Genomic DNA, 12,299 nt, shown 5'->3' on the forward strand with positions numbered 1-12,299 from the left:
TAAAACGCTGGCTCAGAATATCTCGTTAGCGTTACGATCCTTGCCCATCTTCGTGATTTCTCTTCCACCTCGCGAGAAACTCGATAGATTCAATGCATGACAAATCCCGGACATGCTCCTGCACTAGTGGAGTTAAAGCTTGTTAACAAGCACTACAGCACTCTGCACGTGCTCAAGGACATCAACTTGCAAGTTGCCAAGGGTGAGGTCTTGGTTGTCATCGGACCTTCGGGCTCCGGCAAGTCGACCCTGTGCCGCGCCATCAACCGGCTGGAAACCATCGATTCGGGTTCCATCACCATTGAGGGCAAGGAACTTCCCAAGGAAGGCCGTCAGCTCGCGGCCTTGCGCGCAGATGTGGGCATGGTGTTCCAGTCGTTCAACTTGTTTGCACATAAAACAATTTTGGAAAACGTCACACTGGGGCCCATCAAGGTCAAGGGCATGAGCAAGTCCGACGCCGACAAGCTCGCCCTGAGCTTGTTGGACCGGGTAGGCGTAGGCCACCAGGCAGCGAAACTGCCGGCCCAGCTTTCCGGCGGGCAGCAGCAGCGCGTGGCGATCGCACGGGCTTTGGCGATGAAGCCAAAGGTCATGCTCTTCGACGAGCCCACCAGCGCACTTGACCCTGAAATGATCAATGAGGTCCTGGACGTCATGGTTGAACTGGCCAAAGAAGGCATGACCATGGTGGTGGTGACCCACGAGATGGGCTTTGCCCGCAAAGCAGCGGACAGGGTGATCTTCATGGCCGACGGACAGATTGTCGAAGAGGCCACGCCGAGTGAGTTCTTCACCAATCCGCAGACAGCCAGGGCCAAGGACTTTTTGTCCAAGATCCTCACCAACTGACACGCAACGTATTTTTAGCTTTCCCGGCTGCTGAAGCCGATCATTTCACCGGCCATGACGGCCGCTTATCAAAGGAATACACGTGAAGAAATTTTTTGGAAGGAAGAGCCTCGGAGTTGCGGCTGTTCTAGCAGCCACGGCGTTGGCTATGACAGGTTGCGGCGGCACAACTGCAGGAGGAGGCTCCACCGACGGCGGCTCCGCTGGCGACGCCCCAGCCTTTGATGTAGCCAAAGATGTTGCCCTCACAGGCAGCCCCACCTTCGATAAGATCAAGTCCTCCGGGGCAATCCGGATTGGTGTGAAGGAAGACCAGCCCGGACTGGGTTACTTGGACGCAGCTACCGGTCAGCGCAGCGGCTTCGACATTGAGATTGCCACCTGGATGGCAGCCTCGCTGGGCGTGGCCAAGGACAAGATTGATTTCAAGGCCATCCCGTCAGCCAACCGTGAAACGGCCCTCGCCAACGGCGACGTGGACCTCTACGTGGGCACCTACTCCATCACCGACAAGCGCAAGGCCATCGTAGACTTCGCCGGACCGTACTTCATCACGGGCCAGGGCTTGCTGGTGCAGAAGTCCAATGACACGATCAAGAGCGAAAAGGACCTGGATGGCAAGAAGGTTTGTTCCGCCACCGGCTCTACGCCCATCCAGAACATTCGCGAGAACTTCCCGAAGGCTGTCCCGGTTGAGTTCGACATCTACTCCAAGTGCGTGGACGCACTTAAGAGTGGCAGCGTTGACGCTGTCACCACCGACCAGGCCATCCTGTTGGGCTTTGCCTCACAGGACCCTGACAACCTGAAAGTTGTTGGCGAACCGTTCACCGTGGAGAAGTACGGAATCGGCCTGCCCAAGGGCGACACCGCACTGCGCACGTTCTTGAACAAGACCCTGACCGACGGCAACGCAACGTGGACCAAGATCTACGACTCCACGCTGGGCAAATCCGGCACGAAGGTCGAGCAGCCCGCGGTTGATCAGTACTAAGCGTCCCAAGGTAGTGGTGTTGCCCGGGCATCCCCCCCCCCCACCACCACCGCTTAGCCCTCTAGCCAATTCACTGAAAGCGACACAGCCCTGTGAATATAATTATTGACAACAGCGACTTGTTTCTCACTGGCTTCAAGAACACTGGAATTCTTTTCATCATTTCTGCGTTTTTCGCACTGATTCTGGGCACCCTCGTGGCCGGGATGCGCGTCTCCCCGGCTCCTGCCATGCGTGCCGCAGGAACCCTTTACGTCAATGCCGTTCGCAATACCCCCCTGGTGCTGATACTGGCCTTCTTCGCCTTGGGTTATCCCCGGTTGGGACTGCCTTCGATCAGTTTCATGAATGCCGCCATCGTCGGCCTTTCGCTGTACACGGCAACGTATGTCTGCGAAGCAATCCGCTCCGGTATCAACACCGTGTCCGTCGGACAGTCCGAGGCCGCCCGGGCGATAGGGCTTCCCTTCATCCAAACTCTGACGCTGATTGTGCTCCCACAGGCGTTCCGCTCAGTAGTTCCTCCGCTTTTCAGCGTATTCATTGCACTGCTGAAGAACACCACGGTTGCCGCGGGGTTCTCAGTTCTGGAAGCCGGTGCCATTCGTGCCTACCTGAGCGAACGCGGCGAGCCCCTCTTGCCAGGGCTGCTGTGGGTTGCCTTGATCTTTGTGGTTCTGGTGCTGGGGATCATGACGCCGCTGCAACGCTACCTTGAAAAGAAGTGGAGGGTGGCACGATGAGCTCAGTACTGTTTGACGTCCCCGGACCCAAAGCCCGCACACGCAACGTTTATCTGAACGTCGCGACGTTCGTTGTGGTGGTCGGCATCATTGGCTTCATCTTGTTCCGGTTCTACGAATCGGGGCAGTTCACGGCCAAGAAGTGGGAAATCTTCACGTTCCCACTCGTCCAGCAAACCTTCTTGGAGGTCATCGGCGCAACGCTGAAGGCCTTTGCGGTTGGAGCCGTAGGTAGCCTGCTGCTGGGCATCGTCCTCGCCTTCGGCCGTCTGTCCGATTCCAAGTGGCTGCACATCCCTTGCTACTGGTTCACCGAGTTGTTCCGTGCGGTGCCGCTGCTGGTCCTGATGATGATTGTCTATTACGGCCTGCCCTCCGCCGGTGTCAAGGGCATCACGCCCTTCATCGCCGTTGTGGTCGGCTTGATCCTCTACAACGGCTCTGTGCTGGCCGAGGTATTCCGTGCCGGCATCGAGTCCCTCCCCAAGGGACAGCGTGAGGCCGGACTTGCCATTGGGCTGTCCAAGAGCCAGGTGCTGCGCATGATCCTGCTCCCGCAGGCAGTTCGAGCCATGTTGCCGGTCATCATTTCCCAGCTCGTGGTCATTTTGAAGGACACCGCGCTGGGCTTCCTCATCACGTACCACGAAATCCTGTACTACGCCGACTTCCTTGGCTCGCAGGGCGGGTACGGCTCCCCCGTGGTCCCGGCGCTCATGGTCGCTGCCGTCATCTATGTGGGCCTGTGCCTGATCCTGTCCGGCATTGCCAAGTACGTGGAATTCAAGATGTCCTCCCGCGTGAAGATCGTCAAGACCAAGGTTGGCCTGACTGGCTGATCCGCCTGCGGCAACCCAAGCAGCAAAGCCAGGGGCCGGCGTCGTTCTTCAATGAACGACGCCGGCCCCTGACGTTTAAGCGGCAGTCGCCACGAGGGTGGGGCTAGGCAAGCCAACGGGTCAGTGCCGCCAGACATTCGCGAATGGCACCGCCATGCACATGCTCGTTGTCGCTGTGGGCCAGCAGTGCGTCGCCTGGGCCGAAATTCACGGCAGGGATACCCAACTCGCTCAGCCGGGCAACGTCTGTCCAGCCGTACTTGGGAAGTGGTTCACGCCCCACAGCCGCCACAAAGCTGGCCGCGGCTGGCGCTGTGAGTCCCGGACGTGCCCCGGAGGAGGAATCCGTGCACACCAAATCAAAGCCGGCCAACACGTCACGCACATGCGCCTCGGCCTGGGCCGGGGTTTTATCGGGCGCGAACCGGTAGTTGATCTCCACCACGCAGGCATCCGGAATCACGTTGCCAGCCGTGCCGCCGTGAATCTTCACAGCGTTCAATGATTCCCGGTAGTCCAGGCCGTCGACGGTGACGGTTGCAGGATCGTAGGCTGCCAGCCGGGCCAGGATCGGTGCGGCCGCGTGGATGGCGTTCTCCCCCATCCAAGCCCGTGCAGAGTGTGCCGCAATCCCCTTCGTTGTTGCTTCAAAGCGAATGGTGCCGTTGCAGCCACCTTCCACCGTCCCATTGGTTGGTTCAAGCAGGATGCCAAAATCCGCGTTGAGCAATTCCCGGTTTTCGCGCACCAGACGGCCCAGACCGCTTTTGGACGCGGCCACTTCTTCATGGTCGTAGAAGATAATGGTCAGGTCCTTGTTCGGCTCAAGCAGCGTGGCAGCAAGGGCCAGCTGCACTGCCACCCCGCCCTTCATGTCCGTTGCCCCGCGGCCGTACAGCACCTCACCGTCCCAAGTGCTGGGCACGGTTCCTCGCGCCCCCGATGCAGTGGGCAGGGGCACCGTGTCTAGGTGGCCGGCCAAAATCACTCTTTCGCCCCGGCCCAGCGATGTGCGCGCCACGATGGCATCGCCGTTGCGCACCACGTGAAGGTGTTCCAGCCCGGTCAGGGCCTGCTCCACGGCGTCTGCGAGTGCTCCCTCGTTTCCGGAGACGCTCTCAATGTCCATCAAGTCCGCAGCGAGCATGGCCACATCCTGGCGGATATCCAGCGGCAGGGAGCCCGTCGAAGGTGTCGATGCTCCCGGGGCAGTGGCTGGGGTTTGCGGGGTATTTTGGCTGGTCATTCCCACAGTTTAGCGGTGCGGAAAAGAGCGAAAAAACTTTCTTCAAGAAAATCCAATCCGTTTCCCGAGCTGCTCCGAAGTACTCTCTGACAGCCCGAACCGGAGCAGCGCAAGCCGCGACTGGTGGGGAAAAAACGGAATCCTTCCGCTTTCACATTTATGGAGACTCATCATGAACACCACCTTGAAGTCCGGAAACCGTAAGCGCATCAGCTTTGGCCTGGGAATCCTGGCCGTTGCAGCAATGGGAATCACTTCCTGCAGCGGAGCAACGACCACCACGCCGAGCGCAAGCTCGGAGGCGCCGATGTCTTCCGAAGCCCCCATGGCCACCACTGAGGCAATGGCAGGAGACCTTGTTGGATCAGGCTGTGCAGCCTACGCCGAAGCAGTTCCGTCGGGAGCAGGTTCAGTTGCCGGCATGGCTCAGGATCCGGTTGCCACCGCTGCCTCGAACAACCCCCTGTTGAAGACTCTCACGGCCGCCATCTCGGGCCAGTTGAACAAGGACGTCAATCTGGTTGACACGCTCAACGGCGGCCAGTTCACAGTCTTCGCACCAGTTGATGACGCCTTCGCCAAGATCCCGGCAGCAACCATCGACGGATTGAAGACCGACTCGGCAGCATTGACTTCCATCCTGACGTACCACGTGGTCCCCGGTCAGCTTTCCCCCAAGGACATTGATGGAACGCACGCAACCGCCGAGGGAAGCGACCTGAAGGTCACCGGCAGTGGCGACAACATCATGGTCAATGACGCCAAGGTGATCTGTGGTGGCGTCAAGACTGCCAACGCCACGGTCTACCTGATCGACACCGTACTGATGCCCCCGGCCAAGAAGTAACCGTAAGCATCAATATTTCGCAACACATATCGAAGGAAGTCCGCTTCAGAGGGAAGAACGTGGCACTGTAGACACTATGCGTGTACCGTGGTTGCGATCCGTGGAGGCCTTGGCCCCGCCGTCCCAGGAAGAACTTATCCGCCTCGTCGCCTCTGGCGACGAGGCGGCCTTTGAGATTTTGTATGACGAAGTAGCGCCCAGAGTATTTGGCTTAGTGCGCCGCGTTGTCAGGGACCCCGCCCAGAGTCAGGAAGTGACCCAAGAGGTTTTCCTTGACATCTGGGAACAGGCATCCCGCTTTGATCCGGACAAAGGCAAGGCAATGTCTTGGATTTTGGTCATTGCGCACCGAAAGGCAGTGGATAAAGTCAGAGCCAGCCAGGCCAGCACCGACAGGGACCTGCGCCAAGGTATCAAAGAGTTTCAAGAGAGCTACGAGGACGTTGCTGACACGGTGGAAGGCAAGTTTGAGGCCGAACGCGTCAAACAGGCCTTAAAGTCCTTGACACCTGCCCAGCAGGAAGCCATCAGCTTGGCCTACTACGGAGGCTACACCCATCAAGAGGTAGCGGAGCTTCTCAAGGTTCCAGTGGGTACAATTAAGACAAGAATCCGTGACGGAATGATAAGGATGCGAGACAGGTTAGGAGTGGCATGATGGACAAGCAATTGCACTTGAACACCGGCTCCTACGCTTTGGACGCCCTGGATAACCAGGAACGTATCGAGTTTGAAGAGTTCGCAATCACCGACGAGCAGACATCGCAAGAGGCACGCGAACTCACCGAGACAGCGACACTGCTGGCCTACGGAACAGATGAGCAAGCACCACCGGCACAGCTCAAGGCCGACGTGATGGCTGCCATTCGCAACAAACGTCAACTTTCGAACTCCTCAACAGTCCTCGATATTTCCTCCGGTAAAAGGCATGGAAGCCATTCCTCGGCTCCCAACACCGCCACCCGGAGTCGCTGGCTGCCAGCACTGAGCGCCGCTGCTGCGCTGGCGGTTTTCGCCGGTGCCGCCGGTTGGGTTGTCGGCCAAAATTCGACCGACACCGACTTGCAAAAAAGGCTTGTGGCCCTTGAATCCAATCAGGCCTCGGCTGCGGCACAACAGGAAGCCATGCTGGGGATAGTCAGTGCCTCCGACGCCAAGATTGCCACCACCGAAATGTCCGACGGCGCATCAGTAACCGTCGCCTCCTCCACCACGGCCAACAGGGCCGCCGTCATGGTCAAGGGCATGCCTGAGCTGCCGGCGGATAAAACCTATGAACTCTGGTTCATCTCCGCCGAAGGGGCGGTTCCCGCAGGGGTCATGCCGAATCCCGGCTCTCCCACCCCAGGCATGCAGGTGCTCGACGGGAAGCTGGACGGTGCCACGCATGTCGGGATCACCATTGAACCGGCTGGCGGTTCGACGGCGCCCACCACCAAGCCACTTATGGTCCAAGCGCTCTAAAGTAAAAGAGTTCTCGGAGCGGAGCCCCTGTCCAAGCAATCCGACAGGGGCTCCGCTCCGAAGTACTTTAAGAGCACCTCTACCGAACTGCCAACCCGGTAGCCAAGCAATAATTCTAAGGATCAACCAATGCGCAATCTGAACAAGGCACCACGTCAACATTCTTTGCATGGACTCTGGCCAGGGGCACTGGCCGGCGTCGTTGCGGCTGGAATCTTGTTTGCCTCAGCCCAATTGGTCTCGGTCTTTTTTGGCCCTGCATCAGCCCCGCTGACATCAGTTGGCTCCACGTTCATTGATTTCACCCCGGCGTGGCTGAAAGACTTCGCCATCGCCACTTTTGGCACGAATGACAAAATGGTGCTGCTGATCTCCATGGGAGTGGCAGCAGCCCTGCTATCCGCCGTGGCCGGCATTGTGGCCCGCAGGCACTTTCGGGTTGGCGCCGCACTGGTGGTTGTCTTTGCCCTTGTCATGGCCGCAGCCATCATCACCCGCTCCGGCGCCGGCATTGCAGACCTCTTTCCTTTGCTGGTCGGCACCATCGCCGGGCTTCTGAGCCTGCGGTTCTTGACCCCGGAACCGAAAATAGCACATGAACAAACGCAGGCACAGCCACTTCAGGCAGGGCAGCAGGCCGCCAATGTGGATTCCACCAGTCGTCGCAGTTTCCTGCTAAGAACCGTGGCCCTGGCTGGAGTGGCTGTTGTGGCCGGCGTGGCAGGTAGCGCCCTTTCCACCACCCGCAACGCCGTGCGGCAGGTGCGTGAGGCCCTCAAGCTCCCGTCCGCCAAGATCAAAGCTGTGGCATTGCCCGCTGGGGTGCAGGCGCCGGTGGAGGGAGTCACCCCGTTTGTGACCCCCAACAGCGACTTTTACCGCATTGACACTGCCCTGGTGGTCCCGGAGATCGACCCAGCCAAGTGGGAACTGCGCGTCCACGGAATGGTTGAGGAAGAAATTACGCTGAGTTTCGATGAACTTCTCGCGCAGGATCTCATCGAGTCGTATGTGACATTGACCTGCGTTTCGAATGTGGTCGGCGGAAACCTCGCCGGCAACGCCAAATGGCTTGGCTACCCCATTCGAGAACTGCTGGCCCGGGCAAAGCCCAAGGCGGGCGCCGACATGGTGCTGTCCACAAGCATCGACGGCTTCAGCGCATCAACGCCCCTTCCCATTCTTCAGGATGACCGTGACGCCATGTTGGCAGTGGGCATGAACGGCGAGCCACTGCCCCTGCAACACGGATTCCCCGTCCGCATGGTGGTGCCGGGTCTTTACGGCTTTGTCTCAGCCACCAAGTGGGTTGTTGACTTGGAAGTCACAACCTTCGCCGAGAATGCAGGGTATTGGACATCACGCGGCTGGTCCTCACACGGTCCCATCAAAACTGCATCACGTGTGGAGGTTCCCCGGGCGCTGGCACGCATCCCTGCTGGGAAAGTCTCCATCGGCGGCAGTGCGTGGGCGCAGACCAAGGGTATTTCAAAGGTTGAAATCCAGCTGGACGACGGCCCTTGGCTTGCTGCTACGCTGGCCGCCGAGGCGTCGGTGGACACTTGGCGCCAGTGGTCATACGTCTGGGAGAACGCCCCGGCCGGAAACCACAAAGTGCGCGTCCGCGCCTACGACGTCGGCAACGAACTGCAGACCGAGGACCAGGCACCTCCGGCACCTGACGGCTCCAGCGGCTGGCACTCCATCAGCTTCACAGTGGTCTGAGCAGTGCTGCTGACATTCCCGCTCCCCCGGTGCCGATAAACTTATCCAATGACCCAACCAGCTGCACCCACAGAGCGTTCCGCCCACGGCTTCGGCCTTGCCACCACCACCAGTTCAGGCATCGTCCTTGATGTGTGGTTCCCCAGCCCTGCTCTGGGCACCATCGCAGGCACATTGGGGAACGCTCCCGAAGCAGACGCGGCCCTCACCGAGCTGGCAGCAGCAGGCACCGACCCGGACAGGGACGTGAGCGTGCAGGTTGTTTTCGCCCAGATCGACTTGGATGCAGCCCCTGAGGATGCCGTGGACGCATACCTGCGCCTGCACCTGCTCTCCCATCGCCTTGCAGCCCCGAACACCCTCAACCTCGACGGCGTTTTTGGCAAGCTCAACAATGTCGTGTGGACCAACTTTGGCCCAGCCGCCGTCGACGGTTTTGAACTCACCCGCGCCAAGCTGCGCCACCGCGGCCCAGTCACGGTATACGGCGTCGACAAGTTCCCACGCATGGTGGACTACGTGGTCCCGTCGGGGGTCCGCATTGGCGACGCCGACCGTGTGCGTCTCGGTGCCCACTTGGCCGAAGGAACCACGATCATGCACGAAGGCTTCGTGAACTTCAATGCCGGCACGCTGGGCACCTCCATGGTTGAAGGCCGCATTTCCGCCGGCGTCGTGGTGGGCGACGGCAGCGACGTGGGCGGTGGCGCCTCCATCATGGGCACACTGTCCGGTGGCGGCCGTGAACGGGTGGCTGTGGGCGAGCGAGTACTGTTGGGTGCCAACTCAGGCGTGGGCATCAGCATCGGCGACGACTCCGTGGTGGAGGCTGGCCTGTATGTCACCGCCGGAACACGGGTGCGGCTCTACGGCTCCAAGAACGACGACGGCACGCTCACCAGCGCTGTGGTCAAGGCCAGCGAACTTTCAGGCCTTCCGAACCTGTTGTTCCGCCGCAACTCAAGCACCGGTGAAGTCGAGGCCCTGCCGCGCAAGGGTGTCACTGTGGCCCTCAATGAGATCCTGCATGCGAACTAGCAACGCAACTGCTGAACGTTCCGTGCCATGAGCCGGCGGAGCCGTCGCGTTGCCACGTTGCTGACTGTCACCATGGTCTGTCTCGGCCTGCTCATTGGCGGCGGCGCCTGGCTTGTTGGTACGCTCCGGAACACCTTGGCTCCAGGGCTGTCCACTGGCTGCACGGCAACGGTCGGAGACGCGAGCTACAAACTTGCCCTTGATCAAAGCCAAAATGCGTCCCTCATCACCACGCTCGCAGTGCAGCGCGGCATGCCTGCGCGCGCAGCTTCCATAGCCTTGGCCACGGCATTGCAGGAATCAAGGCTGCGCAACATTGACTACGGGGATTTGGATTCGATTGGCCTTTTCCAGCAGCGCCCGTCCCAAGGCTGGGGAAGTGTGGATGAAATCATGGACCCGGTATTTTCTGCCAACGCATTCTACGATGCCTTGGCTCAAGTACCAGGTTATGTTGACATGCCCGTCAATGACGCCGCCCAGATCGTCCAGCGCTCCGGGTACCCGCACGCCTACGGCAAGCACGAGGCGTTGTCCCGCGCCTTTGCCTCCGCCATGTCGGGGCAAAGTTCCGCAAGTCTCAATTGCACGTTGCCAACCGCAACATCCGGCAGCAACCCACAACTTGTGATTTCAGCGGCACAAGCAGCCGTGGGGCTTTTCGATGCCACTACGACGGTTAATGAAGCGGGCACACTGGTGCACGTTCCGGTTTCCCCATCCCATGGCTGGATCGTGGCCAACTGGGCACTGGCGAACGCACAACAATTCGGCATCGTCGAAGTTAGCCATGCCGGCCAAACATGGGATAGGAGCGCCAACACCGACGGCCGCAACGTGGGCTGGCAGACTGGTGGTTCGGCAGCTCCGGAACAAGTGGCAATCCAGCTAGCCCCGGCAACACAAAGCTAGACCAGCAGTTCCACCACGGGACGGACAAAACTGCAAAAGGATGCTTGGTCATCAAGCAGGTGGGAACTCATGATGAGGCGGTTCGGTTCAATGAACCACGCCCGTTGCTCTGCGAGTGGAACTTCTACGATGGTGAGGGTGAAATCCCTGGCGCAGCGGCCGAGTTCCATCTCCCTGTTTTGTACAAGATCCGCCAAAATTTTGTGCTCACCCAGGGTTTCACGCTGCTGTGCAAGCGCTGAATACAGGTTCGTCTGCTCTCTGGACCAAGTCAGTGCGGCCCCATAGTGGGCTTGGGCCACCCGCTGCAGGGCGGGCATCCCCGCCAGTTCGGGGAAGTTCGGGGGCGTGAGGGTTTCCTGCGTACCGGGCACCTGCTGCAGCAGCCTGCTCCACCAGAATTCCCACTGGTCCCGCAAAGCGTCGGTGCCACCGACACTGGAGATCAGCATGGTGTGGTCTGAGGCGTCGACCGTGGGTGCCACATCTGACAGGGCAGGGGTACCCGCGCCCACCAGACCAGCCACGTCGCGCAGATAAAGGGCTATCAGCATGGGTCCGCACGTATCCATGGTGATGCGCCATCCGGGGCCACCTGTGTGATGCATTCTCTTTCGCCTCCAGCCGCTGCATTATTGGTGCAGCAATCCCACCTTCAAGATTACTCTGAAGCGAGGAACTCGGCACTGACCAAATGTGAGGCTATTTTAATAGGAGCGTGTGCAGATGCCTGCGAAGGGTGGACCGACCCTGTTCGGGAGCCGACCAGGCTGGTTGCAGGACCATGCGCAGGCTCAAACCGTCCAGGAGGCCGATGAGCCTTTCAGCTTCATCCACCGGGACCAAATTGGCGGCAGCGAGAGGGCTTTCCAGCAATTGCATGACCACTCGGCCAACGACGGCACCCGTGGCCCGATAGTCGTCCCTGGCGGCAGCGGAAAGGTCGGTATTGGTGCGTGCCGCCAGCATGAACTCCATGTGCACCACGGCATCGACCCGCCGGTTTTCATCCAAGGGCAGCAATTCCTCCAGGACAGCGGCGCAATTCTCCACGATCTCCGCGGCCGCAACGGGCAAGGTGTTCTCTTCCAACTCAACAAGCTTGTCAAGGGCCCGGACATGGATGCGTTCAGAGTTTACCCTGCATGCAAACTCCATCAGTTCGCCCTGGTTATCGAAATAGTGCCGCACCGAACCCAAGGCCAGATTGGCGGCCTTGGCTACGTTGCGTAGCGATGCCTGTCCCATTCCACGTTCTGAAATAACGTGGAACACGGCGTCCGCAACGAGTTCACGGCGGTCATCGGCATCAATAATTTTAGGCACATATCTTTTTTAGCACACTTGTTTCAACGGTGCTCAATTACTCGCCTACTTGCTGATTGCTGCGTCCTTCTTCTTGTCCACGTACAAAAGCACCAAGAGGACCACCATGACAACAACGGCGGCGATGAAGTACGGCAGGAATACTATTTTGCCCACCAGCAGCAGGATGCCCAGCACCACAACGACAATGGGGAATGCCATGGAGAAGGTGTGCAGCAGCAATTTCAACATTTTAGCTTTCAACTTTCAAGAAGGGGATTTTCATGAGAAAAGCGGCGGGGGGGGGGGCGAGGGGGGCCCGCCCCCCCCCCCC

Annotated in this window: 14 protein-coding genes; 10 read left to right on the plus strand and 4 right to left on the minus strand. The window is 59.6% G+C overall.

Features of this window, described 5'->3' with window-relative positions; all coding sequences use genetic code 11:
- Positions 1 to 96 precede the first annotated feature (96 nt).
- The 4 genes from JMA46_RS11785 (at position 97) to JMA46_RS11800 (ending at position 3,428) form a co-directional block, all read left to right on the plus strand.
- Positions 97 to 852: an amino acid ABC transporter ATP-binding protein gene (locus tag JMA46_RS11785; RefSeq protein ID WP_207345528.1), complete on the plus strand. Its 756-nt coding sequence runs from the start codon at positions 97 to 99 to the stop codon at positions 850 to 852.
- Between the two features lie 148 nt (positions 853 to 1,000).
- Positions 1,001 to 1,846, plus strand: a complete 846-nt coding sequence (locus JMA46_RS11790) for a glutamate ABC transporter substrate-binding protein (RefSeq protein WP_207345545.1) — start codon at positions 1,001 to 1,003, stop codon at positions 1,844 to 1,846.
- Between the two features lie 92 nt (positions 1,847 to 1,938).
- The gene (locus tag JMA46_RS11795) at positions 1,939 to 2,589 is read left to right on the plus strand and encodes an ABC transporter permease subunit (protein WP_207345529.1); all 651 of its coding nucleotides are present in this window, start codon (positions 1,939 to 1,941) and stop codon (positions 2,587 to 2,589) included.
- Positions 2,586 to 3,428: an amino acid ABC transporter permease gene (locus JMA46_RS11800; protein ID WP_207345530.1), complete on the plus strand. Its 843-nt coding sequence runs from the start codon at positions 2,586 to 2,588 to the stop codon at positions 3,426 to 3,428. The genes JMA46_RS11795 and JMA46_RS11800 overlap by 4 nt, the downstream gene beginning before the upstream one ends.
- A gap of 103 nt (positions 3,429 to 3,531) precedes the next feature.
- Here the strand turns inward: JMA46_RS11800 and dapE are convergent, their stop codons facing one another.
- The gene (gene dapE / locus JMA46_RS11805; RefSeq protein WP_207345531.1) at positions 3,532 to 4,674 is read right to left on the minus strand and encodes a succinyl-diaminopimelate desuccinylase; all 1,143 of its coding nucleotides are present in this window, start codon (positions 4,672 to 4,674) and stop codon (positions 3,532 to 3,534) included.
- Positions 4,675 to 4,846: 172 nt separating this feature from the next.
- Between dapE and JMA46_RS11810 the strand changes: the two genes are divergently transcribed.
- The 6 genes from JMA46_RS11810 (at position 4,847) to JMA46_RS11835 (ending at position 10,660) form a co-directional block, all read left to right on the plus strand.
- A complete protein-coding gene (locus JMA46_RS11810; RefSeq protein WP_207345532.1) occupies positions 4,847 to 5,521 on the plus strand; it encodes a fasciclin domain-containing protein in 675 nt (224 codons plus the stop codon).
- Positions 5,522 to 5,621: 100 nt separating this feature from the next.
- Entirely contained in the window at positions 5,622 to 6,179 is a 558-nt protein-coding gene (gene sigK / locus JMA46_RS11815; protein WP_348770143.1) for an ECF RNA polymerase sigma factor SigK, read from the plus strand.
- Positions 6,176 to 6,985 (plus strand): anti-sigma factor, encoded by an 810-nt coding sequence (locus JMA46_RS11820; protein WP_207345534.1) that lies wholly within the window; start codon positions 6,176 to 6,178, stop codon positions 6,983 to 6,985. The genes sigK and JMA46_RS11820 overlap by 4 nt, the downstream gene beginning before the upstream one ends.
- A 129-nt stretch (positions 6,986 to 7,114) precedes the next feature.
- Positions 7,115 to 8,710, plus strand: coding sequence for a molybdopterin-dependent oxidoreductase (locus JMA46_RS11825; RefSeq protein ID WP_207345535.1), 1,596 nt, complete (start codon positions 7,115 to 7,117; stop codon positions 8,708 to 8,710).
- Positions 8,711 to 8,758: 48 nt separating this feature from the next.
- The gene (dapD, locus tag JMA46_RS11830; protein WP_207345536.1) at positions 8,759 to 9,748 is read left to right on the plus strand and encodes a 2,3,4,5-tetrahydropyridine-2,6-dicarboxylate N-succinyltransferase; all 990 of its coding nucleotides are present in this window, start codon (positions 8,759 to 8,761) and stop codon (positions 9,746 to 9,748) included.
- Positions 9,749 to 9,775: 27 nt separating this feature from the next.
- On the plus strand, positions 9,776 to 10,660 hold the full coding sequence (locus tag JMA46_RS11835) for a hypothetical protein (protein WP_207345537.1): 885 nt from the start codon (positions 9,776 to 9,778) through the stop codon (positions 10,658 to 10,660).
- Here the strand turns inward: JMA46_RS11835 and JMA46_RS11840 are convergent.
- The 3 genes from JMA46_RS11840 to JMA46_RS11850 all read right to left on the minus strand — a co-directional run bounded on the left by JMA46_RS11840 (position 10,657) and on the right by JMA46_RS11850 (position 12,217).
- Positions 10,657 to 11,214, minus strand: a complete 558-nt coding sequence (locus JMA46_RS11840) for a hypothetical protein (protein WP_348770144.1) — start codon at positions 11,212 to 11,214, stop codon at positions 10,657 to 10,659. The genes JMA46_RS11835 and JMA46_RS11840 overlap by 4 nt on opposite strands.
- Before the next feature lie 148 nt (positions 11,215 to 11,362).
- Positions 11,363 to 11,986 carry a TetR family transcriptional regulator C-terminal domain-containing protein gene (locus JMA46_RS11845; protein ID WP_207345539.1) on the minus strand — a complete coding sequence of 208 codons (624 nt, stop codon included), beginning with the start codon at positions 11,984 to 11,986 and terminating at the stop codon, positions 11,363 to 11,365.
- A gap of 45 nt (positions 11,987 to 12,031) precedes the next feature.
- Positions 12,032 to 12,217, minus strand: coding sequence for a hypothetical protein (locus tag JMA46_RS11850; protein ID WP_207345540.1), 186 nt, complete (start codon positions 12,215 to 12,217; stop codon positions 12,032 to 12,034).
- Positions 12,218 to 12,299 lie beyond the last annotated feature (82 nt).

It is taken from the genome of Arthrobacter sp. E3 (genome assembly GCF_017353415.1).
Taxonomy (GTDB): Bacteria; Actinomycetota; Actinomycetes; order Actinomycetales; family Micrococcaceae; genus Specibacter.

Bases quoted from the DNA above. Each gene is read 5' to 3' on its own strand.
- JMA46_RS11800 (WP_207345530.1), top strand. From the start codon at position 2,586: ATGAGCTCAGTACTGTTTGACGTCCCCGGACCCAAAGCCCGCACACGC.
- JMA46_RS11850 (WP_207345540.1), bottom strand. From the start codon at position 12,217: ATGTTGAAATTGCTGCTGCACACCTTCTCCATGGCATTCCCCATTGTC.
- JMA46_RS11825 (WP_207345535.1), top strand. From the start codon at position 7,115: ATGCGCAATCTGAACAAGGCACCACGTCAACATTCTTTGCATGGACTC.
- dapD (WP_207345536.1), top strand. From the start codon at position 8,759: ATGACCCAACCAGCTGCACCCACAGAGCGTTCCGCCCACGGCTTCGGC.
- JMA46_RS11810 (WP_207345532.1), top strand. From the start codon at position 4,847: ATGAACACCACCTTGAAGTCCGGAAACCGTAAGCGCATCAGCTTTGGC.
- JMA46_RS11790 (WP_207345545.1), top strand. From the start codon at position 1,001: ATGACAGGTTGCGGCGGCACAACTGCAGGAGGAGGCTCCACCGACGGC.
- JMA46_RS11835 (WP_207345537.1), top strand. From the start codon at position 9,776: ATGAGCCGGCGGAGCCGTCGCGTTGCCACGTTGCTGACTGTCACCATG.
- JMA46_RS11840 (WP_348770144.1), bottom strand. From the start codon at position 11,214: ATGCTGATAGCCCTTTATCTGCGCGACGTGGCTGGTCTGGTGGGCGCG.
- JMA46_RS11785 (WP_207345528.1), top strand. From the start codon at position 97: ATGACAAATCCCGGACATGCTCCTGCACTAGTGGAGTTAAAGCTTGTT.
- dapE (WP_207345531.1), bottom strand. From the start codon at position 4,674: ATGACCAGCCAAAATACCCCGCAAACCCCAGCCACTGCCCCGGGAGCA.
- JMA46_RS11820 (WP_207345534.1), top strand. From the start codon at position 6,176: ATGATGGACAAGCAATTGCACTTGAACACCGGCTCCTACGCTTTGGAC.